The sequence below is a fragment of the Curtobacterium sp. MCBD17_030 genome, assembly GCF_003224255.1.
GTDB lineage: Bacteria > Actinomycetota > Actinomycetes > Actinomycetales > Microbacteriaceae > Curtobacterium.
Genome location: NZ_QKLI01000021.1, coordinates 33,084 through 53,391, shown reverse-complemented (window position 1 = coordinate 53,391; position 20,308 = coordinate 33,084). Strand labels below are relative to the sequence as shown.

At 71.0% G+C, this 20,308-nt stretch carries 22 protein-coding genes and 1 pseudogene; 7 read left to right on the top strand and 16 right to left on the bottom strand.

Annotation, left to right across the window (positions count from 1 at the left end; translation table 11 throughout):
- The 3 genes from DEI89_RS14940 (at position 1) to DEI89_RS14930 (ending at position 2,089) form a co-directional block, all read left to right on the top strand.
- Positions 1-762: an ABC transporter permease gene (locus DEI89_RS14940; RefSeq protein WP_181421687.1), complete on the top strand. Its 762-nt coding sequence runs from the start codon at positions 1-3 to the stop codon at positions 760-762.
- A gap of 171 nt (positions 763-933) precedes the next feature.
- The gene (locus DEI89_RS14935; protein ID WP_181421686.1) at positions 934-1,899 is read left to right on the top strand and encodes a sugar phosphate isomerase/epimerase; all 966 of its coding nucleotides are present in this window, start codon (positions 934-936) and stop codon (positions 1,897-1,899) included.
- 10 nt (positions 1,900-1,909) lie between these two features.
- Positions 1,910-2,089, top strand: a complete 180-nt coding sequence (locus DEI89_RS14930; protein WP_146236822.1) for a hypothetical protein — start codon at positions 1,910-1,912, stop codon at positions 2,087-2,089.
- Between the two features lie 33 nt (positions 2,090-2,122).
- Here DEI89_RS14930 and DEI89_RS14925 read toward each other — a convergent pair whose 3' ends face one another.
- The 4 genes from DEI89_RS14925 to DEI89_RS14910 all read right to left on the bottom strand — a co-directional run bounded on the left by DEI89_RS14925 (position 2,123) and on the right by DEI89_RS14910 (position 6,584).
- On the bottom strand, positions 2,123-2,320 hold the full coding sequence (locus DEI89_RS14925; RefSeq protein ID WP_110904844.1) for a hypothetical protein: 198 nt from the start codon (positions 2,318-2,320) through the stop codon (positions 2,123-2,125).
- Positions 2,321-2,491: 171 nt separating this feature from the next.
- Positions 2,492-5,056 carry an ATP-dependent DNA ligase gene (locus DEI89_RS14920; RefSeq protein WP_110904843.1) on the bottom strand — a complete coding sequence of 855 codons (2,565 nt, stop codon included), beginning with the start codon at positions 5,054-5,056 and terminating at the stop codon, positions 2,492-2,494.
- Positions 5,053-5,943 carry an SDR family oxidoreductase gene (locus DEI89_RS14915; RefSeq protein ID WP_110904842.1) on the bottom strand — a complete coding sequence of 297 codons (891 nt, stop codon included), beginning with the start codon at positions 5,941-5,943 and terminating at the stop codon, positions 5,053-5,055. The genes DEI89_RS14920 and DEI89_RS14915 overlap by 4 nt, the downstream gene beginning before the upstream one ends.
- Positions 5,944-6,056: 113 nt before the next feature.
- Complete coding sequence (locus DEI89_RS14910; RefSeq protein ID WP_146236821.1) at positions 6,057-6,584, bottom strand: hypothetical protein; 528 nt, start codon at positions 6,582-6,584, stop codon at positions 6,057-6,059.
- Between the two features lie 94 nt (positions 6,585-6,678).
- On the opposite strand from DEI89_RS14910, the gene DEI89_RS14905 reads away from it, so the two are divergent.
- Positions 6,679-7,731 (top strand): Ku protein, encoded by a 1,053-nt coding sequence (locus DEI89_RS14905; RefSeq protein ID WP_110904840.1) that lies wholly within the window; start codon positions 6,679-6,681, stop codon positions 7,729-7,731.
- Positions 7,732-7,762: 31 nt separating this feature from the next.
- Here DEI89_RS14905 and DEI89_RS14900 read toward each other — a convergent pair whose 3' ends face one another.
- On the bottom strand, positions 7,763-8,275 hold the full coding sequence (locus DEI89_RS14900; protein ID WP_110904839.1) for a DUF6328 family protein: 513 nt from the start codon (positions 8,273-8,275) through the stop codon (positions 7,763-7,765).
- A gap of 208 nt (positions 8,276-8,483) precedes the next feature.
- Between DEI89_RS14900 and DEI89_RS14895 the strand changes: the two genes are divergently transcribed.
- Positions 8,484-9,026 (top strand): antibiotic biosynthesis monooxygenase, encoded by a 543-nt coding sequence (locus DEI89_RS14895; RefSeq protein WP_258366322.1) that lies wholly within the window; start codon positions 8,484-8,486, stop codon positions 9,024-9,026.
- 534 nt (positions 9,027-9,560) lie between these two features.
- On the opposite strand, the gene DEI89_RS14885 is transcribed toward DEI89_RS14895, so the two are convergent.
- From DEI89_RS14885 to DEI89_RS17855, 5 genes are read right to left on the bottom strand one after another with little or no spacing between them, the layout of a single operon-like run.
- Positions 9,561-9,839: a hypothetical protein gene (locus DEI89_RS14885; RefSeq protein ID WP_110904837.1), complete on the bottom strand. Its 279-nt coding sequence runs from the start codon at positions 9,837-9,839 to the stop codon at positions 9,561-9,563.
- Positions 9,836-11,257 carry a PH domain-containing protein gene (locus DEI89_RS14880; protein ID WP_181421685.1) on the bottom strand — a complete coding sequence of 474 codons (1,422 nt, stop codon included), beginning with the start codon at positions 11,255-11,257 and terminating at the stop codon, positions 9,836-9,838. The genes DEI89_RS14885 and DEI89_RS14880 overlap by 4 nt, the downstream gene beginning before the upstream one ends.
- A gap of 58 nt (positions 11,258-11,315) precedes the next feature.
- On the bottom strand, positions 11,316-11,726 hold the full coding sequence (locus DEI89_RS14875; protein ID WP_146236820.1) for a PH domain-containing protein: 411 nt from the start codon (positions 11,724-11,726) through the stop codon (positions 11,316-11,318).
- Between the two features lie 58 nt (positions 11,727-11,784).
- Complete coding sequence (locus tag DEI89_RS14870; protein WP_181421684.1) at positions 11,785-12,663, bottom strand: ATP-binding cassette domain-containing protein; 879 nt, start codon at positions 12,661-12,663, stop codon at positions 11,785-11,787.
- Positions 12,660-13,340, bottom strand: a complete 681-nt coding sequence (locus DEI89_RS17855) for a hypothetical protein (protein WP_181421683.1) — start codon at positions 13,338-13,340, stop codon at positions 12,660-12,662. The genes DEI89_RS14870 and DEI89_RS17855 overlap by 4 nt, the downstream gene beginning before the upstream one ends.
- A 304-nt stretch (positions 13,341-13,644) precedes the next feature.
- On the opposite strand from DEI89_RS17855, the gene DEI89_RS14865 reads away from it, so the two are divergent.
- Positions 13,645-13,806 carry an aureocin A53 family class IId bacteriocin gene (locus DEI89_RS14865; RefSeq protein WP_110904833.1) on the top strand — a complete coding sequence of 54 codons (162 nt, stop codon included), beginning with the start codon at positions 13,645-13,647 and terminating at the stop codon, positions 13,804-13,806.
- 116 nt (positions 13,807-13,922) lie between these two features.
- On the opposite strand, the gene DEI89_RS14860 is transcribed toward DEI89_RS14865, so the two are convergent.
- The 4 genes from DEI89_RS14860 to DEI89_RS14845 are packed head-to-tail and all read right to left on the bottom strand — an operon-like array spanning position 13,923 to position 18,173.
- Entirely contained in the window at positions 13,923-14,858 is a 936-nt protein-coding gene (locus tag DEI89_RS14860; RefSeq protein WP_110904832.1) for a Ppx/GppA family phosphatase, read from the bottom strand.
- Positions 14,859-14,893: 35 nt separating this feature from the next.
- Positions 14,894-15,754 carry a ribokinase gene (locus tag DEI89_RS14855; protein ID WP_110904831.1) on the bottom strand — a complete coding sequence of 287 codons (861 nt, stop codon included), beginning with the start codon at positions 15,752-15,754 and terminating at the stop codon, positions 14,894-14,896.
- Positions 15,751-17,196 (bottom strand): MFS transporter, encoded by a 1,446-nt coding sequence (locus tag DEI89_RS14850; protein ID WP_110904830.1) that lies wholly within the window; start codon positions 17,194-17,196, stop codon positions 15,751-15,753. The genes DEI89_RS14855 and DEI89_RS14850 overlap by 4 nt, the downstream gene beginning before the upstream one ends.
- Positions 17,197-17,201: 5 nt before the next feature.
- Positions 17,202-18,173, bottom strand: a complete 972-nt coding sequence (locus DEI89_RS14845) for a nucleoside hydrolase (RefSeq protein ID WP_375537628.1) — start codon at positions 18,171-18,173, stop codon at positions 17,202-17,204.
- 245 nt (positions 18,174-18,418) lie between these two features.
- On the opposite strand from DEI89_RS14845, the gene DEI89_RS14840 reads away from it, so the two are divergent.
- Positions 18,419-19,429: a LacI family DNA-binding transcriptional regulator gene (locus DEI89_RS14840; RefSeq protein WP_258368956.1), complete on the top strand. Its 1,011-nt coding sequence runs from the start codon at positions 18,419-18,421 to the stop codon at positions 19,427-19,429.
- Positions 19,430-19,501: 72 nt separating this feature from the next.
- Here DEI89_RS14840 and DEI89_RS18175 read toward each other — a convergent pair.
- Together DEI89_RS18175 and DEI89_RS14830 are read right to left on the bottom strand one after the other, a co-directional pair.
- Positions 19,502-19,801 (bottom strand): annotated as a pseudogene (locus DEI89_RS18175) (MFS transporter); the annotation flags it as partial.
- Positions 19,802-19,824: 23 nt separating this feature from the next.
- Positions 19,825-20,307 carry a GNAT family N-acetyltransferase gene (locus DEI89_RS14830; RefSeq protein ID WP_258368955.1) on the bottom strand — a complete coding sequence of 161 codons (483 nt, stop codon included), beginning with the start codon at positions 20,305-20,307 and terminating at the stop codon, positions 19,825-19,827.
- Between the last annotated feature and the right edge of the window lies 1 nt (position 20,308).

Genomic DNA, 20,308 nt, shown 5'->3' with positions numbered 1-20,308 from the left:
ATGGTGATCGCAGTGCGGGCCCGGCCGGAGTTCCTGAACGGTCCGACGGTCTTCGTTGTCCTCATCGGGTCCCCGACGCTGCTCGCTGCGCTCTACCTCGCGGTCGCGTCCGCGAGCGGCACATCGAGCATCGAGCCGCCGGACGCGGTCGCTGCGGGCCTGGCGGTGGCTGGCGTCATGTCGACGATGTCGTCGTCCTCGCTGCTGAGCGCGGATCAAGTGCACGCGACCCTCCCCTTCATCGTGATCGCGCCAGCGAACCGCGCGCTGGTGTGGACTGCCCGCGTGTTCGTCGTGACCAGCATCGGGGTGGTCCAGGGAATCGTGAGCGTGGTCGCGAGCTTCGCCGTCACGAGGAACGCCCCCTCGATCGCCCAGGCCCTCCCGGTCTTCGGGCTCATCGTCCTCGCCGCCGTCGTCTCGGTCGGCCTCGGCCTGTCGATCGCCGCGCTGGGGCTCGTGCTCCGCGACAGCATGCTGGTCCCGAACATCGCTGAGCAGGGGCTGACCGTGCTGTGCGGCGCGGTCGCGCCGGTGGCGACGCTCTGGTCGCCCCTGCAGTCGATCGCCCAGGTCCTGCCCGTCGCACACGTGGTGGCAGCAGGGAGGGCAACGGCGACGGGCGGTCCACCGCTCCTGATGGAGTCCTCCCTCTCGGTCATCGCCGGGATCGCGTGGGGCGTGGTCGGGGTCGCGATCTGGCTGGTCCTCGAACGTCATGCACGCCGAACGGGTGCGATCGAGTCCATGTCCATCGGATGACGGGTGGCTCGTCGACCCGGCGGGCTGGGAGCGTTCGGAGACACCGGGCGTAGAACCGTGCCTGACGCTGCGTCGGAGCCCGGGGGACGGGTCGAGGCAGCGATCCGCAGACAGGGTGTGCAGCAGCTGCAACGACGCAGTGGAGCACGTCCGGATCATGGAGGTGATCCGGTGGAGGAACACGACCTGCTCGCCACGTCCTGGACGTGGGCTGGCCGCGAATCCGTCGACGAGCGTGTCAGCGCCGTCGGCCGAGCCGGGTTCTCCGGGCTCGCACTCGCACTCGACGACCTGCACGAGGTCCGTGCCACCACCGGGTTCGCCGCACTCCGGCGGATGCTCGACGACGCCGGCGTGGTCTGGGTCCAGGTCGGCACGCTCGGGGACTGGTGGCGCCGCGGTTCCGAGCACGACGCCGACCGCGGGGTGCTCCTCGAGGCTGCTGCGACCCTCCGCGCCTGGCAGGTCGTGGTCCGCGCCGACCACGCCGTGCCGGCCGTGCCGCTCCCCCGCATGGCCGAGGCATGGGACCGGCTCGCCGTCCAGAGTGAGGGCGTCGGGGCACGACTGGTCCTGGAACCGGAGCCGTGGTCGAACCTGGCCACTGCGGAGCGGGCCTCCCGCTTCGTCGCCGCCGGGCATCCGAACGGCGGACTGCTCCTCGACGCGATGCACGCGCTCCGCGGCGGCTCGACCCTGGCGTCGATCGGTCAGGGGGTCGTCCCGTCCACGCTCGCCGCCGTCGAACTCAGCGACGGACTCCTGCACATCCCGAACGGCATGACGCTGGCCGACGAGTCCCGGAACGGTCGCTACCTGCCCGGCACCGGGGCATGGGACCTGCCCGGGTTCGTCCGCACCGCCCGCGGCCTGGGCTTCGACGAGCCGTGGGGTGTGGAGGTCCGCACGCCCGCGCTCCGGGCGATGCCGCTCGCGGAGGCGCTCCGGGTGGCTGCTGCCGCGACCCGCGCCGTGCTCGACGCTGCCGATGCGCACGGTGGCATACCCGCACCGGCGATGCCGACCTCGCTCGCGCCGACCTCGGCGGTGGACTACGACGCACCGGGGAGTCGTGGTGTCCCGGGTTTCCCCGGCGTCGAGTTGCCCCGTCGAGCCGATCCAGCGACCTCCGCGTAGCGTGGCGGCCATGACTGATCAGGGACACCCCGGCAACGACGACGCGCTGCAGGCTTCGCAGGAGGCCATCGACGAGGCGAAGGCGGCTGCGGTCGACGCCGGCCATGCGGATGAGCGGGCTGCAGCCGAGGAGGACCTGCCGCTGGAGTCCGGCGGGGCACCCGCGGACGGCCCCGCCCCCGCAGCCTGACCTCTGGTCAACCGGTCAGGCTCGGCCGGAGCGTCAGTCGTCGACCTGGTCGCCGAGGAAGTCGGCGTAGGTGGCTTCGTGTTCGGTGCCGCCCGCGTCCACCATCTGGCGTTCGCCCGTCCAGCCGGCGGGCCCTGATGCCGACGTGCCGTCCTGGTCGTCCCGCTGGTCTGCGTCCGTGTCTCCGCGCTGCCCCTGGGTGAACGGCGGGAGGTACTTGCTCGCGTCCATGTCGCGTCCTTCCGTCCCGAGGACCGTAACAGCCACCCTCGGCCTGGCGTCGGTCCTCGGCGTGATCGTCCCCCGCGTGCGACGACAACGGGGGACGGAAGTTCGCCTGCGGCGGACCTCATGCCTGTGCATGCGGATTCCGGAGTCCGCATGGCGCATGATGCAGTCCCGTCACTCCCGCACGACGTCGCCCGGCTCCTTGTCGCTCCGCCAGCCACGCCACGACGGCTGCCGGAGTCGTCCGTCGCCCGTCCACTCCGCGAACTCGACTTCTCCCACGCGCTCGGGCCGGACCCAGTGCGCGTCCCTGGCGTCCGGTCGCGGGACGTCGACGAACGGTGGAGCGTCCTGCTCGAGGTCGGCGAGCACCGCCCCGATCTCGTCGAGGTCACGGTCGCGGAACCCGGTCCCGACCTTGCCCACGTAGACCAGACCGTCGTCGCCCGGGATCCCGAGCAGCAGGGACCCGATGCCCCCTTCGCGGCGACCGGCCCCGGGCTTCCACCCACCGACGACGACCTCTTGCGTCGCGTGGTGCTTCAGCTTCACCCAGGACTCGGAGCGGCGACCCTCGACGTACCGCGATGACCGTTTCTTCGCCACGACACCCTCGAGCCCTCGCTTCCGGGACTCGGTCATCGCCGCGGCGAGGTCGCCGTCGAACTCGGACGGGACGTCGATGGCGCCGCCGGGTTCGACGACCGTGCGCAGGGCTTCGCGCCGCGCGGTGTACCCGAGCCGGGTGAGTTCGTGCCCGTCGGCTTCGAGCACGTCGAACAGCAGCAGGTGCACCGGGGTCGCCGCCCGGGCAGCGCTGACCTCTCGCGGTCTCGTCAGTCCCATGCGGTTCTGCAACAGCTGGAACGACGGGCGCCCGTGCTCGTCGAGCGCCACGATCTCCCCGTCGAAGACCCCGTCCACGCCGGCGTGCTGGGCGAGTTCCTGCAGCTCCGGGTACTGGTCGGTCAGGTCGTTCCCGTTCCGGCTGCGGAGCCGCACCGTGCCGTCGCGCACCGTGGCCAGGGCGCGGACGCCGTCCCACTTCATCTCGAACGCCCACTGCTCGGGGTCCAGAGCGGGCTCGCCCTTCTGCAACGACGCCTGCATGGTACGGCGTTGATCCGGCACCGTGTCCGACTCGGCAGCCCGTTCGATCCGCGATCCGGCAGCCGGTCGTCCGGAGTCGGAGCTGGCACCGGTACTGGCGGGCTGGTCGCCGTCGGCGGTCGGCTGGTCCTTCGTCCGGTGGATGAGCCAGCTCTTCTCGTCCCCGGACCGGCCGCGCCCACGACCGCGGGTGTGCAGGAGCGCGAGTCGGCGGACGCCGTTGGTCCGGCCGTGCAGGGTGACGATCACCTCTTCGTCTTCGCGCCACTTCTCGAGCTCGTAGGTGCCGTCGTCCCAGATCGTCACCGTGCCACCGCCGTACTCACCCGCCGGGATGATCCCCTCGAAGCCGCCGTACTCCAGCGGGTGGTCCTCGGTGTGGACGGCGAGGTGGTTGGCACCGGGGTCGGTCGGTTCGCCTTTCGGCAGCGCCCAACTCACCAGGACGCCGTCGTGCTCCAGGCGGAAGTCGTAGTGGTTGCGGGTGGCGTGGTGCTCCTGGATGACGAAGGTGGGAGTGCCGTCGGTCCGGACGGTCGGGGACGCTTGCGGAACGGGCTCCGGGGTCTTCGCCGCGTCGCGCTTGGCGCGGTAGGTCGTCAGGCGGTCCTGCGGTTCCACGCGGTCCTGGGGATCCTGGGGATCCTGACGTTCCTGCATCGCCTGGCGTTCTCGGCGCTCGCGCTCGTTCACCTCCTCGGTCCGGGCGCCGTCCCAGTGCCCGGAGTCCGCACGCCCGACCCCGAGCGCAGCGGCGGCGACCGGGTGCAGCAGGTCGCCGAGGTCCGGCATCCGCTCGAGGACCTGGTCGAGGGTCAGGTGCGCCAGCCCGGGTTCGGTCAGCTCCTTCCACGTCCGGGGTGCCGCGACCGTCGGGTGCGAGCGGCCGCGCAGCGAGTACGGCGCGATCGTGGTCTTGTTGCCGTTGTTCTGCGACCAGTCGACGAACACCTTGCCGGCACGCTCAGCCCGGCTCATGGACGACAGCACCAGGTCGGGCATGTCCTGCTCCAGCGCCTTCGCCAGCTCGTGGGCGACGTCGGACACCTGCTGGGCGCTCGCCGTGCCGTCGAGGGCCGCGTACAGGTGGATGCCCTTCGACCCGGAGGTCACCGGGTACGGCTCGAGACCCATGCCCTGCAGCACGGCCCGGGCCGCGACCGCCACCTCGACGCACTCGGCCAGGCCGACGCCGTCCCCCGGGTCCAGGTCGAGCACGAGCCGGTCGGGGTTCTGGTGCCCTCCGCGCGGGCCGAACCGCCACTGCGGCACGTGCAGCTCCAGCGAGGCCTGCTGCGCCATCCACACCAGCGTCGGCAGGTCGTCGACGACGGGGTACTCGACGTCGTGGTGCTCGTGGTGGATGGTGTGGTGCCGGATCCAGTCGGGTGCCGAGTCGGGCAGGTTCTTCTCGAAGAACACCTTGCCGTCGACGCCGTTCGCCCAGCGCTTCCGGGTCATCGGGCGGCCGGTGACATGCGGGATCATCCACGGGGCGATCCGCTCGTAGTAGGCGACCACCTGCCCCTTCGTCGTGCCGGTCTCCGGGTACAGCACCTTGTCGAGGTTCGTCAGCGCGAGCCGCCGGTCCCCCACCTGCACCGTCGTCTTCTTGGCGACCGGACTCACAGCGCGACCCCCGTGGCACCGCCGACCGTCAGCGTGGTGCCCGACGTGTAGGACGACTCGGGACCGGCCAGGTAGACGTAGGCGCTGCCGAGCTCGACGGGCTGCGCCGGACGGCCGAACGGGGTGTCCTGCCCGTAGGCCGCGATCTCGTCACCGGGGTAGCTGATCGGCTGCAGCGGGGTCCACACCGGGCCGGGGACCACGGTGTTGGCCCGGATGCCCTTCGCCGCGAGCTGCCGCGCGAGCCCGTTCGTGTACGTGATGATGGCGGCCTTCGTGGCGGCGTAGTCGATCATCCGGTCCTGCGGCTCGTACGCCGACACCGAACTCGTCGTGACGATCGCGCTGCCCGGGGCCAGGTGCGGCACCACGGCGCGGGTCAGCCAGAACAACGAGTAGAGGTTGACCTTCATGGTGCGGTCGAAGTCCTCGGTGCTCTGTTCGGTGATGTCCGCGTGCACCTTCTGGTGTCCGGCGACCAGGACCAGCGCGTCGAGTCCCCCGAGCAGGTCGACGGCGGTACGGACGAGTTCGGTGCAGAACGCCTCGTCCGTCAGGTCGCCGGGCAGCATCACCGCCGAACGCCCGAGGTCGGCGACGAGGTCGCGGACCTCGGTGAGGTCGTCGATCTCCTCCGGCAGGGCGTTCAGGGCGACGTCGGCCCCTTCCTTCGCCATCGCGATCGCGGCGGCTCGGCCGATGCCCGAGTCGGCGCCGGTGACGAGGACGCGGTACCCACGCATGCGTCCGGTGCCCTGGTAGCTCGTCTCACCGTGGTCGGCGGGCGGGTCGAGCTCCGCCGCTCGCCCGGACCCCTGCTGCGTCTGCGCGGGGAACGGCGGCCGTGCGTACTGGTCTCGTGGGTCCTGCTTGTCGAGCTGGCTCATGGGCCCATCGTGCTCGCGGAACCGGACCGGCGACACAGGAGTGGCGACGTCCGTGGAGAACGCGGGACGTGCCTCCCGGCCGTGGAGGGGGAGACGTGCGCCGGGGCCGAGCGTCAGTCGGTCGAGACGACCCGGTGCCGAGTGCTGAGGAGCCGCCGTGCCGCGCCACGCCGGCGGTAGGACCCCACCAGGCCGACCGTCGCGACGACCGCCCACACGAGGACCAACGCCCAGTCCGCGCCGTCGCCGTCCAGCGCGGAGCCGGCCCAGAGGAGGGTGACCACCGCGGCACCCCACGCGCTGACCAGGCGCCCCGTGGTCTCGTCCTCGAGCTGACGGACCCGCGGTCGCCACACCGCGTCCGGGACCTCCTCCGGCACCCGGCCGGACCGCAACCAGGAGCCGGTCTCGACGACGGCGGAGCGCCCGCCACGGGACCACCACCGGCGCAGCTGCGCCACCGGCAACACCACGGCGAGCGCCACTCCGATGACCACGACGGTGACCCAGGGGAAGGGACCGTCGATGAGCACCCCGACCACGACCGCGATCCCCGCTCCGAGGAGCACCATCAGTCCGAGCTGCACCCACCCGCCGAGGTCCAGCCGATCGTCCACTCCCGCTGCCGCTTCCCCCGTCATGGGCGGCGACGATACGCCGGTCCCGACCCCACCGCACCTGGCGATCCGCTCGGAACCGGGAGCGGTGACCCGTCCGCACGAGCATCATGAGCGCATGAGGTCGATCTGGAAGGGCTCCATCGCGTTCGGGCTCGTCAACGTGCCCATCAAGGTCTACGCGGCGACCGAGACGCACGACGTCTCCCTGCACCAGATCCACGACGAGGACAAGGCACGCATCCGGTACAAGCGGGTGTGCGAGCTCGGGCACGAGGTCGAGTACGGCGACATCCAACGTGCCTACGACGACGGTGAGAAGACGGTGGTCCTCACCCCCGACGACTTCAAGCAGCTGCCGCAGGAGCAGTCGCACGAGGTCGAGGTCCTGGAGTTCGTGCCCGTCGACCAGGTCGACCCGATGATGTTCGAGAAGACGTACTACCTGGAGCCGGACTCCCGCTCCCCGAAGGCGTACGTCCTGCTCCGGAAGACGCTCGAGCAGACCGACCGCCTGGCGATCGTGCAGTTCACGCTCCGGCAGAAGACGCGGCTCGGGGTGCTCCGCGTGCACGACGACGTCCTGCTGCTGCAGGGGCTCCTGTGGGGCGACGAGGTCCGTGCTGCCGACTTCAAGGCCCTCGACACGTCGGTCAAGGTCAGCGCGAACGAGCTGAAGATGTCGTCGTCGCTCGTCGAGAGCATGTCGACCGACTTCGACCCGGACCGCTACACGGACGAGTACCAGGAGGAGCTGCAGCAGCTCATCGACGCGAAGCTCGAGGCGGGCGACGATGTCGACACCGCGGAGACGTTCGGCAAGGACGAGTCGGACGACGACGACACCGGTGGGGACGTCATCGACCTGATGGCCGCACTGCGCGCGTCCGTCGACAAGAACCGCGGGGGCGGAGCCCGGTCGGGAGGCTCGGGGTCGCGTTCCACGTCCGGCTCGCGATCGCGCACGGCCGGTTCCGACGACGACGCGGACGACTCGTCCGACCGGAAGCCGGCGGCGAAGCGGGCCTCGGCCGCGAAGGCCCCGGCGAAGGCGGCCCCGGCGAAGGCTCCGGCGAAGCGGTCGACCGCGAAGAAGGCCCCCGCGGAGGACGAGCCGGCTGCAGAGAAGTCGGCCGCGAAGCGGGCGCCGGCGAAGAAGAAGGCGAGTTGAGGGCCTCCCGGCCGGAGACGCTGACGGCTGCTCAGCTGCCCTGACCCGACCCACCCGTCCGCCGTCGCAGGACGAACGGCAGCGTCGTCCACAGTGCAGCCGTCCCGATGAAGACCGCGGCACCGCCGACCAGTCCGCCGCGGTCGCCGAGCACCACGTCGAAGACGAACAGCACCGTCCCGGCGAACAGCAGCGCACTGGCGAACAGGGCGACGAGCAGGATCGCGTTGCCGGCCCGGACCAGCTCGTGCTTCTGTCGCTGCCGGAACACCAGGCGGTGGGTCGCGACCGCGGACAGCGCGACCACGGTGACGACGACGGCCAGGACCACCAGCACGAGGTAGGTCGTCTCCTGCAGCTCGGTCAGGGAACGGAAGCGCTGCTGGAACGGCAGGGTCAGGAGGAACCCACCGAGGATCTGCGTGCCGGTCTGGACGATGCGGAGCTCCTGCTGGATGTCGGCCCAGTTCCGGTCCCAGCGCTCCGCCGAGGTCTCGTTGCGCCCGCGCTCCGTGCCGCGGGGCTCGCTGTCGGTCGTGCTCATGCGCCGAATGTACGCAGTGTCGTCGTCGCCGCCCGCAGCCGGGCCGTCATGCGCGTGTTGACACGAGCAGCGGGACACTGGACGGATGATTCCACAAGAGCCTGGCAGCCTGTTCCCATCGGCACGGCCTGCCCGCCGCTGGCGCGTCGGTCAGGAGCCGGCGACGGGGGCCCAGTCTCCACCCGAGATCACCGGCCCACCCGTCACCGTGTCCATCACCCGCCTCGTCGAACCGGAGCGCATCCCCGAGGTCACGCTGTGGGTGCAGTCGGGCGTGAACCTCGCCAACCGGTACCCGGGCTTCCTCGGCTCCGGGTGGGTCCGGTCCACGGCGCGGTCCCGCGAGTGGCACATGCTCTACCGGTTCGCGGACCACGACTCCCTGTCCACGTGGGAGGTCTCGGACGACCGCCTGCGCTGGCTGGACCTCGGTCGGGACCTGGTCGTGGAGTCCCGTGTCGAGAAGCGCACCGGCATCGAGGGGTGGTTCGACGTGCCGCAGGACGCCCCGGCGTCGAGCGCGCCGCCGCGGTGGAAGCAGGCCGTCAGCATCTGGCTCGGGTTCTTCCCGGTCAACCTGGTGTTCACGGTCCTGGTCGGGTGGCTGCTGCCGTCGTTCGCGGGCCTGGCCGCGCTCCCCCGGGTGCTCGTCACGACGCTGGTGCTCACACCGATCATGACGTTCTGGGTGCTGCCCTTCGTGACGAAGCTCATCCGCCCCTGGCTGCTGGCGCCGCCCCGCCGTCCCTGATCGCGAAACGCAACGTCGACGGCTGCCCGCAACGCAGTACCCTCGCGCGCCCTCGCCGACGTTGCGTTTCGCGGGGGTGGCGTCTTGCGGGGGCACAGGGCCAGCGGGCCGCGCCGGAAGCGGCAGCGCGGGTGGCGAGCGGGGCGGAGGTGGCGTCGTGGGTCTGCCGGAGTGCAGCCCAGCCCGCGGTCACGTCGATCGACTCCGGGTCTTCGATCGGTGCGGCGAGCACGTGCTGCGCCCAGGGCACGGCGTCTCCGGGCAGCCGCAGCTCCGGCGGGAACGCGCCGGTGTCCGCGGTGGAGGTCCGGGTGGGCGCGGCGGCATTGCTCGCCCGGTCCGAGGACCGCAGCGACATGAAGGCGACGTGGCGCGGCGGGGTGCCCGCGCTGATCGTGGTCGCCGCCGCCCAGCAACCGTGGTGCACCGTTCTGGGACGGTGGTCGATGTGGCACGAGGACTTGCTCAGGCGCACAGGTACTGTCTGCTCTTGTCGGACAGCAGCGGCACGCGGCTCGCGCAACGACCACTTCCTCAGGATCCTGCCGTCGGGCGGTTCCGTCGCCGCCGCGAGCCACGGCCACGGCCACGGCCACGGCCAGCCGAGGTGATGATCGCGGTGATGCAGATCACCACCCCTGCCATCAACCAGTCGCGGACTGTGCCCAGACCACCGGTGGCCGCGACGATGATCACGGCCGTCAGGACCGCAACCGGGAAGCAGGCGGCAACGACATTCGGCAGGAACCGGCCGGCGGACCAGGCTGCTCCGAAGAACGCGGCGACACACAGTGCGATGAGGAGGTCGGTCATCGAGGATTCCTTTCCAGAGTGAGCGGCGTCGACGAGTCCAACTCCCGACGCAGCAGAGCTGCGAGACGAGCGGATGCGGGCCACACGGTGAGTCGAACGGTGTGCCGCCCGCGGAGTGTCACGGTCTGCGTGCCGCGCTGCCTGGAGAACCCGACCCACCGGGACACGTCGACCGAGTCCGCCCTGACCACCCACACGGATCGGAACAGCGTCCCCCGCTGTGCGATGACCCACCGGCCGCCGGACGCACTGGTTGCGACCCGGATGTGACCGATGTGGCTGTCTGCCGCTCGGAGCAGGAGGAACGCCGCGGCCACAGCAACCAGCGCGAGCGGAGCCAGGGTCACAGACACGACGGTGGCGAGGAGCAAACTCCCCGCGACGGCGACCAGCACGACGGGCAGGGCTCGAGTTCGACGAGACCCGTCGACCAGATCAGCGGACGGCAGACCGGTGAGGAAGCGGAGCATCTCGACGGCTTGCGGCATGCGGGTCAATGGCAGCAAGAGGTTCCGGGTCACGAGCCCGCTGCCTCCTCGAACGACGGCACGGAGGACGACGCGGTTCCCGAGAAGCATCAACACGGGTCTTCGGAACTCGTACGCTGCAACGTCCTCCGACACGACGACACGCTGCTCCCTCTGCGCCAGCCCCGCGGCGAAGACCAACTCACCGCTCGGACTGCACGTCACTGAGAAGCCTCGGTACCGGACCCACGCGACGGTGGACCCGTAGACCAGGCTCCCGACGGCAACGATCCCGACGGCAAGGCCGGACACCACAGGATCGAGCCGAGCGATCTCACGCACGGATGGCAACACCGTTCTGGAGAGACCGAACCAGGGCAGGATCTCGGATGCGGCGGAGTAGACGCTCGGCAGGAAGAAGACGAATGCGCCGGTGCAGACCCCGATGAGCACGAAATCGGACGGTCGGAGAGGTGGAGTCACGACCCGTCCTGGCTCGGACTCCAAGATCGGCGCGACGTCGAGTACCTGTCCGGGGTCGAGCAGACCTGGGGTGGCCCGCTCCGCCCGGCTCTGACCGTGGAGCCGCACGAGGCGCGCAGCCTCGCCGGTCAGGAGGTCCTGGATCGTGACGGACGCCATCTCCGATGCCCGCAGTGTGATCCGGAGATCCGCGACACCGAAGGTGCGCTGCACCAGTGTCTGACCGACGGTCACGCTGACGACGGACCGCCACGGGAGGCGCTTCTCCTCGCGGCCGACGAGTCCTCGGAGGACCGTGATGCCGCGCCTGTTCGCCGCGTACCGCACGGTGCACCAGCCGGAGAAGACCTGCACCAGCCGCGTGTAGCCGTAGTAGACCAAGACGACCAAGAGCACCGTGTCCCAGGCAGATGGGAGCGCCGCCGTCAGCGTCACGCCGAACCCGACCACCAGCCAAGCGGATCGCATCACGACCGCGGCCCGGACGAGCAGGGAACGCGGGTGGGGACGACGAAGTGGAACACGATCAGACATCGTCAGCCCCGAGTTGCATCAGGCGCTCGACGTCCATGTCCGACATGGGCAGGAGCGAGACTTCCCGCGCTGGGGTGAACAGCACGCACTTGGCGACGCAGAGGTGCTGCAGGAGCGGACCCGCTTGACGGCGGACCAGCGTGATCTTCGATCCGGGGATGTGATCCACTGAGCGGAACACTGCTCCCCGGTACACGAGCACGCCCCCCGGAACGATCTCGACACGGAAGTTACGGACTGCGACCGGGATGACGAGCACAGACTCGATGACCGCACTGAGCAGAGCAAGTGCAGCCACCACCCAGCAACACGTTCGCCACGCCCCGGATGCCCAGACCGTGCAGAGGATCGCTCCTCCGGCGACGATGATGCCTCCCGCCCAGGCTTCGATCCGACCGACCATCCTGGCTGCGATCTCCGCCGCTCGCAGCGACTCACGGGCCTCGAAACCTCCGCGCCGTTCACCGCCGGCGGTTCGATGTCGCGTCACGGTACTGCTCTTCGAGGGTCTGGGCTTCGGAGACGAGGTGCGACAGCACCGCCCCGGAGGACAACGCCGTCCGGAACACCCGCGCTGGCTCCATCCCTCGCACCAGGATCGAACTGTCGGCGGTGACGACCACGTCCGCTCCGGCTGCCGTCAAGGCGCGGACGAGTTCCCCAGCCCGCGACTCCGCGCGGAGCCGGACCGAGTTCCGCGCCGGACTCCGGCCGTCGAGTGGGGACAGAGAACCGTTCGTCAGGAGCACCACGCGGGTGGCGATCCGCTCCATCTCAGCCATGAGATGCGAGGAGAGCAGCACGGCTCGTCCGGAACTGGCGAAGCCCCGGAGGAGTTCGCGCATCCAGAGCACCCCGTCGGGATCGAGACCGTTGAGCGGCTCGTCCAGCACCAGGACGTCCGGCTCATCGACCAGCGCCAGGGCGAGCGCGAGCCGCTGACGCATCCCGAGCGAGAGGTGCTTCACGCATCGGCGCTCCGCATCGCTGAGCCCGACGGTTGCCAGCGCCGCCTGCACAGAACCGCGGCGTACTCGACCGCGGGAGTACAGGTGTGCGATCACCAGGTGTTGACGACACGTGAGCCTGTCGTCAAGCCACGCCGGGTCGAGGAGCGCGCCGATCCGCAGAGGACCGTCCGTGGCATCTCCGAATTCGACGACGCCAGCTTGCGCCGTGTCGATACCAGCGACGATCCGGAGGAGGGTGCTCTTCCCGGAGCCATTCGCGCCGAGCAGTCCAAGTACCTCGCCAGGGCGGACTTCGAGGTCGAGGTCCGTGAGCACCTGGTGCCCCCCGAACCCTTGACGGACGCCGATGAGTCGGACGATGGGGTTCATCGGATGCCCCACCGTCGGATACTGACCAGACCGGCGATGAGGAGAGCGGTGTCCAGTCCCACGAATCGGAGGACGGCGGTCCCTTGCGTCGAGGGCTCCAACAGCGCAGCAGTGAGCGTCACCGGCGCGAACTGCAGGACCGAGACGCTGATACTCGGTGCCCATATCCCAGCGATCGCCACGAGGAGCGGCAGCGCCCAGACGACGGCCAAGTAGACGAACACTGCGGGGACGGGCGATCGCATGAGCATGCCGATCCCGGCGCCGAGCAAGACGAACAGGAGATGCAGGGCCGGGAGCGCCAGCCACGCAAGCGGCGATGCACGCAGGACGTCGTCTGTGCGAGAGGCCGCGAGCGGCACGAGCAACATCACCACGGCGAGCCCTGTGAGCACTCCTGCGGTGGCCAGCACCGCAGTCTTCGCGACGAAGACGAGCGTGCGATCGTTCATCTGCAGGAGTGTCAGTGCGAACTGACGGGATGACAGATCAGCCGCGGTGAAGAGCGCTGCCGCGAGTCCCAGGAAGAACGGGCTGACCTCTGCGCCCGACACAGCTGCTCGCACGACCGTCGCCGATGCCGCGGCCGGTGCGAGGACGAGGACCTGCCCCGCGCCGAGTGCGAGCGCTCCCAGGACGGCGATCGCCAGCAGAGCCATCTGGGAACGCAGGCTCACGAGCCGGTACCCCTCGCCTCGCCACGATCGCGACCATTTGGATCTGGTCGCCGCGTAGGTCGCCCGCCGTGTCATCGTTCCCACCCTCGAATTCCGGTCTCCGCCGCCCGGGAGATCCGGGATGGACACAACGTAGCCGATTTCGCGCGACGTGTATTTCTCACGCCACCTATCAGAATCCTGTATTTGACTTCGAGCGCGCCAACCTGCCACGGTCGTGCTCACCGCACCGACTGCGGTCGGGGAGACGCGTGCACGCGGGGACCCGGATGAAGCGAAAAACGAATCGAAGGGGGGCACAGCCATGGCTGTGTTCGCACGGATCCTCCAGCTGCTGGCGAGGTACGGAGCGCGGGCCGTCGCATGGGCGAAGGCCCACGTCCAGCAGGTCCTGAACTGGATCAACATCGGACAGGCGATCGACTGGATCGTGTCGAAGATCAAGCAGATCCTCGGCATCCGCTAGCAGGACGGCGAGGCCCGCCTGTTGCGGAGCCGGCCAGCGCCTGCGTTCGGGGAACCGAGCGCAGGCGCTGGCCTCGTTCGTGAGGGGAGACAGACGTCAGCTGCCACCCGGAGCGGTCAGCCGAGGACCGACAGCTGGTCCAGCCGCTCGAGGATCACGCCCTCGCGCAACGCCCACGGGCAGATCTCCAGCGCGGGCAGGTCGAAGATGTCCAGGCAGGCCTCGGCGACGAGCGCCCCCGGCACGACCTGGTGCGCCCGGCTCGGCGAGACCCCGGGCAGCGTCCCGAGCTCGTCGACCGACATGGTCAGGAGCGACGGCAGCCGGTCGCGGAGCACCGCACCGTCGAGCAGCCGGGGCACGAGCGGCCCTGCGGCAGACGGCGCTGCGCCGCAGATCCGGGCGATGGAGCGGAACGTCTTCGAGGTCGCGACCGCACGGTCCGGAGCTCCGGACCGCAGGAGCCGCCCCGCTTCGCGGGCGATCTCGATGCGGACCTCGTGCCGGACCCGACGCAGCTCGTCCTGGCTGGGGGTGCCGGCCGCGAAGTACGTGCGGGCCAGCCGCGCGGCACCGATCGGCATCGACCAGGCGACGTCGGGCGCCTCGTCCGCGCCGCCGGCGATCTCGAGTGACCCGCCGCCGATGTCGAAGACCGCGAGACGGCCGGCGGACCAGCCGAACCAGCGGCGCACGGCCAGGAACGTCAGGCGGGCCTCGTCCGACCCGGAGAGCACGGCGAGTTCGACACCGGTCTGCTCCTGCACGTGTGCCAGGACCGCTTCGGAGTTCACGGCGTCACGTACCGCGGAGGTCGCGAACCCGAGCATGTCCTCACAGCCGCGGTCCTCGGCGACACGGACGGACTCGGCCACGAAGTCCGTCAACGCGTCGATGCCCACCGGCGTCACCGCACCCCGGTCGTCCAGGTGCTCCGCGAGTCGCAGTGGTCGCTTGAACGACGACGCGGGCAGCGGGGCTGCGCCGCCGTGGGCGTCGACGACGAGCAGGTGACCGGTGTTGGAACCGATGTCGAGGACTCCGACGCGCATGCGCCCACGCTAGTGGTCGGGCGGGAGGCCCCGGATCACGTCCCGAGGAACGCCTCCAGCTGCGCGGTGGTCGGGTAGGACGCCTGTGCGCCGACACCGGTCGCCGCGTACGCACCGACACCGGCTGCGAAGCGCGCGGCCTCGACGAGCGCGTCCCCCGCGGCGAGCCGGAGTGCGACCGCCCCCATGAAGGCGTCCCCACACCCCGTGGTGTCGACCGCGTCGACGGGGACAGCGGGGACCTCGACCGGCGCGGCGTCCCCGTCGTGCACGACCGAGCCGTCGCCGCCACGGGTGACGATCGACCGGGCGACGCCGTGGTCCCCGAGGGCGGCGGCTTCGTGCTCGTTGACGAGCAGGACGTCGGTCAGGTCGAGGAGCTCCGGTGGGACGTCGCCGAACGGGGACAGGTTCGTCAGCACGGCCACCCCGGCAGCGTGTGCGGCACGGGCGGCGGCGAGCACAGCCTCCATCGGGACCTCGAGGCACAGCCCGAGGACGGCGGCGTCCCGGAAGAGGTCGGCGGGCAGGTCCTCGGCCGAGAACGTGGCGTTGGCGCCGCCGGAGATGACGATGGTGTTCTCGCCGCGGCCGTCGACCGTGATGACGGCGGTGCCGGTGGCCGTCCCCGGCCGGACGACGACGTCCCTGGTGTCCGCACCCGAGGCCGCGACGGAGTCGCGGAGCAGTGTGCCGTTGCCGTCGTCGCCGACCGCGCCGACCATGCGGACGGTTCCCCCGAGCCTCCCGGCCGCGACGGCCTGGTTGGCGGACTTGCCCCCGGGCAGGATCGCCAGGTCGGACCCGTGCAGGGTCTCCCCCGGCTGCGGGAAGCGCTCGGTGCGGACGACGAGGTCCGCGTTCAGCGACCCGACGATCACGATGGTGTCGGTCATCGGACGGTCTCCTTCTGCGGGGTGGCGGCCGTGGTCTCGGCACCCTCGGGACGGGGGATGAGGAACGAGGTCGCCAGGGCAGCGGTCGTGATCACGGCTCCGAGCAGCATCCCACCGGAGTACCCGGCGGTGCCCGAGGAACCGCCGACCCCGAGCGCGATCTGCAGCGCGGGCAGCACGGCGAAGCTGACGCCGGCGCCGAGGTTGAACGCGCCGGCGTTGAGTCCGGGCAGGAACCCGGGGTTCGAGTCCGGCGACAGCACGATGCCCAGGCCGTTGAGGATGATGTTCGCGATGCCGGCGTACGTGATGCCGATGAGCACGGTCGCGACGACGAGTACGGGCAACGAGTGCACGCCGACGATCGCCATCAGGATGGTCGCGACGATGCTGCCGACCAGCCCGACGCGCAGGACGGCCCGGTAGCCCAGCGTCGGGGCGAGCCGACCGGCGAACGGCCCGACGATCCAGCCGACCAGCGCGTACGGCGTGAGGAACACGAGGGAGGCGAGGTCGGCCTCCATCCCGAAGCCCGCGTCCCCGTTCTGGGCGAGCGAGGTGACGAGCCCGTTCACCACGGCGAACACGCCGGTCATGGTGAGGAACGTGGTGGCGAGGAGCGCCCAGGTGGCCCGCCGTCGGAGGAACCGGGTCTCCACGAGCGGTTCCCGCACCCGCGACTCGACCGTCCAGAACACGGCGAAGGCGACGAGGGCCAGGACGATGCCGCCGATGACGACCGCCGGGTCCGCGTCGCCGAGCTTGCCCGCCTCGTTGAACGCGGTCAGCAGCGCGCCGACCGAGACCACGAGCGGGACGACGCCGACCCAGTCCATCCGGGTGCCCTCGGACGGCTTCGACTCCACGCCCCAGATGGTGACGAGTGCCAGGGCGATCACAGTGACGACGGCGATGACCCAGAAGATGCCGCGGAAGCCGAAGTGGGTCGCGATCCAGCCGCCGGCGAGGGCGTCGATGCCCGCGATGCCACCGTTCACCGCGGTGAGCAGCCCGAGGGCGGCGCCGTAACGCTTCGGGTCCCGGATCTCGTTGCGCAGCACGAGCAGGCTGATCGGGACGACCGGGCCCGTCACGCCCTGGATGATCCGGCCGGTGAAGAGCATCGGCACGTTCACCGCGAGGGCGGCGACGACACTGCCGACGACCATCACCGCGAGCATCCCGACCAGCACGCGCTTGCGCCCGACGATGTCCGACAGCCGGGGCAGGAACAGGGAGAACAGCGCGGCGAGCGTGAAGTACAGCGTCTGCGAGAGACCGATCGTCGCGTCGTCGGTCCGGAGCTCGCGTGCCATCGTGACCAGCGCGGGGCTGAGCATGCTGGCGTTGAGCTGGAACGCGATGCACGCGGCGAGGAGCGCTGCGGTGAGCGCGCCGATCGACTTCGCCGGCATCGACTTCGTCGTCGAGGGGGTGCTCATCGCGCTCAGACCTCCGACGTGGCGCTCGGCTGCGTGGTCAGGCCCGCGTCGAGCCCGTCCGCCGCCGCACGGGGCGTCCAACCGGTGTCGGGCGTCTCGCCGATGCGCTCGAGGGCGTCGATCACCAGGTCCCAGAACCGGCCGTGGTCGAGCTCCATCGCGGCGCTGGTGTGGCAGTCCTCCGGCGCCGGGGAACGGAAGTCGGCGACGGTCATGCCGAGGGTCAGCGTGCCCTGGGTCTCGACGCGGATCGGGACCTTCACGGCGCGCACGATCGTCGGGTCGATGACGTACGCGACGGCGCACGGGTCGTGCACCGGCGGGGCGTCGAAGCCCTGGACGTCCTGGTACGCCTTGCCGAAGAAGTCGAGGAGCTCCCCCACGAACGCGGCGGGTCCGGTGCCGACGGCGGCGATGCGGGCGGCGACCTCGGGGGTGGCGAGCGCCTGGTGGGTGAGGTCGAGTCCGACCATGACGACCTCCCAGCCGGCGTCGAAGACGATCGACGCGGCCTCGGGGTCGATGACGATGTTGAACTCGGCGACCGGGCTCCAGTTGCCGACGTGGACACCGCCGCCCATCAGCACGACCTGCTTGACGCGCTCGACGATGCGGGGCTCCTTGCGGACGGCGAGCGCGATGTTCGTCAGGCCGGCGGTCGGAACGATCGTGACGGTCCCCGGCTCGTGCGCCATCACGGTGTCGATGATCAGGTCGACCGCGTGCCGCTCGTCGAGCTCGAACGATGGCTCCGGCAGGACGGGTCCGTCGAGGCCGCTCTCGCCGTGGATCTCCGGGGCGACCTCGACCTGGCGGAGCAGCGGTCGCGCGGCGCCGGCAGCGAAGGGCACGCCGGTGATCCCCGCGATCCGGGCCACGGCGAGCGCGTTCCGGGTGACCTTCGGCAGGGTCTGGTTCCCGACGACGGTGGTCACGGCGAGCAGCTCGACGTCCGGGTTGCCGTGCGCGAGCAGCATCGCGACGGCGTCGTCGTGGCCGGGGTCGCAGTCGAGGATGATCTTCGCGGGGGTGCGGGGGGCGTCGGTCACGAGGCTGCTCCACTTCGTCGGGGAGCCGTCGGCCCAGGGGTCGGGCCGGCCGGCAGGAGGTCGGGGCCTGACGCGCCATGCACACCGCGTCAAGCGTTTGACATCTCAGCGCATCAAGCGCTTGACGTCAAGTCGTGCGGATCTCGCGTTCCCACCGTCGCTAGCATCGACGCGTGCCCTCGTCCCCGCGCAGACGCCCCGCTCCGTCCGGCCGGGTGACCGCCGCGATGGTGGCCGAACGTGCCGGCACGAGCATCGCCACGGTCTCCCTCGTCGTCAACGGCAAGGACCGCGGGCGGGTCTCGACACCGATCGCCGACCGGGTCCGGGACGCCGTCGAGCAGCTCGGCTACGTCGTGGACCACGCGGCGAGCTCCCTGGCGCGCGGCAGCGGCGACCTCGTGGTGCTCATCGCGCCCGACCTGTCGAACCCGTTCTTCGCCGAGGTCATCCGCGGCGTCCGGGACACCGTCGGTGACCGCTTCCAGCTCGTGCTGTCCGTCACCGAGCGCGGCGCGCAGCCGGTGGACGCCGACGTCCGCCGCTTCGAGCGGCTCCGCCCCGCCGGGATCCTGGTCGACGCCCCGGCCGAGAGCGCATCGATGTCCGCGAGCGTCCCCGTCGTCCTGCTCGACGCACCGGGCGGCCCCGGTGCGGTCAACTACGACCTCACCGCCGGGGTGGAGGCGCTGGTCGCCCACCTCGCCGCGGCCGGACACCGCCGGGTCGCCTACCTCGACGGGACCTCACACGCGACGACGTTCGCGGTCCGCCGCACGCTGTTCGAGCAGGCGACCGCCACCGCCGGCATCACGACGTCGCCCGTGGCAGCACAGGCGGACCTGACGATCGACGCCGCGGCGACCGTCGTCGAGCAGGTCGTCGACGCGTGGCTCGCTGACGGGGTCACGGCCGTCGTCGCAGCCGCCGACACACTGGCGTACGGGGTCCTCCGGGTCGCCGCCGAGCGCGGCATCGCCGTCCCGGCGACCCTGGCGGTCGCCGGGTTCGACGACCTGCCCTCGTCCTCGGTCACCGCGCCCAGCCTGACGAGCGTCGCCCTCCCCGGTGCGGAACTCGGACGAGCGGCGGCGCTCCGGCTCCTCGCTGCACTCGACTGCGTCGACGCCCCGGACCCGGCGCTGCCCACCCGCCTGGTCCCCCGCGCGAGCACCGGGGCCTGAGACCGAGCAGACGTCGGACGGGAGGCTCCCCACCACCTGGTGGGGAGCCTCCCGTCCGACCGTCGGTCGCGTCTACTCGTCGTGCCGGGTCGTCGAGACCGATCCGGTCTGCGAGCCGACCCGCTCGGGCGACTCGGGCTCGGACCCGGCCGGCACGTCACCCCGCACCGCACCGTCGCGACGCGCTCGCTCGAGCGCGTCCGCCTCGTCGCCGCCGACCGCCTCGCCGCGGGCGACCATGCCGGCAGCGTCCGCCAGCCGTATCTGCGGGATGAAGAGCGCGAGCACGAGCGCCGCGGCGATGAACGGCAGCAGGTACCAGAACACCGGCGACAGCGAGTCGGCGTAGGCGTTGACGATGCCGTCCTGCACGGCCTGCACGGCCTGCGGCAGCTTCAGATCGCCTTCGCGAAGCAGTACGACCAGGGCATCGTCTCGGCGTACGGCTCGTACACGTCGATGCGGTTCCACCCGGTCTTCTCGTACAGCGCCACGGCCTCGGGCTGCTTGTCGCCGGTCTGCAGGACCAGACGCGTGGCCCCCTGCTCGCGGCCCACGCGGGCGCACTCGTCGAGGAGCGCGGTCGCGGCACCCTTGCCCCGGGCGGCCGCCAGGACGATGAGGCGCTTCAACTCGATCTCGTCTCCGAGTCGGCGGACGGCGATGTGCCCGAGGACGGTCCCGTCGTCGTCGACGGCGAGCAGGGACGTCACGACGGTGGACGGGTCGACCGACAGCACGCGGTTGCGCTCCGCGGTGACCTCGGGAGCCTCACCGGGGTTGGAGTCGCCGTACCGCTCGTGCATCTCCTCGTCCATGGTCGCGCGGAGTGCGACTCCGCGCGGGTCTTCCCAGGGCACGCGTTCGATGGTGATCACG

Bases quoted from the DNA above. Each gene is read 5' to 3' on its own strand.
- DEI89_RS14865 (WP_110904833.1), top strand. From the start codon at position 13,645: ATGGCTGTGTTCGCACGGATCCTCCAGCTGCTGGCGAGGTACGGAGCG.
- DEI89_RS14880 (WP_181421685.1), bottom strand. From the start codon at position 11,257: ATGCGATCCGCTTGGCTGGTGGTCGGGTTCGGCGTGACGCTGACGGCG.
- DEI89_RS14885 (WP_110904837.1), bottom strand. From the start codon at position 9,839: ATGACCGACCTCCTCATCGCACTGTGTGTCGCCGCGTTCTTCGGAGCA.
- DEI89_RS14910 (WP_146236821.1), bottom strand. From the start codon at position 6,584: ATGACGGGGGAAGCGGCAGCGGGAGTGGACGATCGGCTGGACCTCGGC.
- DEI89_RS14855 (WP_110904831.1), bottom strand. From the start codon at position 15,754: ATGACCGACACCATCGTGATCGTCGGGTCGCTGAACGCGGACCTCGTC.
- DEI89_RS14870 (WP_181421684.1), bottom strand. From the start codon at position 12,663: ATGAACCCCATCGTCCGACTCATCGGCGTCCGTCAAGGGTTCGGGGGG.
- DEI89_RS14845 (WP_375537628.1), bottom strand. From the start codon at position 18,173: ATGCTGCTCGCGCACGGCAACCCGGACGTCGAGCTGCTCGCCGTGACC.
- DEI89_RS14915 (WP_110904842.1), bottom strand. From the start codon at position 5,943: ATGAGCCAGCTCGACAAGCAGGACCCACGAGACCAGTACGCACGGCCG.
- DEI89_RS14930 (WP_146236822.1), top strand. From the start codon at position 1,910: ATGACTGATCAGGGACACCCCGGCAACGACGACGCGCTGCAGGCTTCG.
- DEI89_RS14860 (WP_110904832.1), bottom strand. From the start codon at position 14,858: ATGCGCGTCGGAGTCCTCGACATCGGTTCCAACACCGGTCACCTGCTC.
- DEI89_RS14905 (WP_110904840.1), top strand. From the start codon at position 6,679: ATGAGGTCGATCTGGAAGGGCTCCATCGCGTTCGGGCTCGTCAACGTG.
- DEI89_RS14850 (WP_110904830.1), bottom strand. From the start codon at position 17,196: ATGAGCACCCCCTCGACGACGAAGTCGATGCCGGCGAAGTCGATCGGC.
- DEI89_RS14900 (WP_110904839.1), bottom strand. From the start codon at position 8,275: ATGAGCACGACCGACAGCGAGCCCCGCGGCACGGAGCGCGGGCGCAAC.
- DEI89_RS14875 (WP_146236820.1), bottom strand. From the start codon at position 11,726: ATGGTCGGTCGGATCGAAGCCTGGGCGGGAGGCATCATCGTCGCCGGA.
- DEI89_RS14940 (WP_181421687.1), top strand. From the start codon at position 1: ATGGTGATCGCAGTGCGGGCCCGGCCGGAGTTCCTGAACGGTCCGACG.
- DEI89_RS14925 (WP_110904844.1), bottom strand. From the start codon at position 2,320: ATGGACGCGAGCAAGTACCTCCCGCCGTTCACCCAGGGGCAGCGCGGA.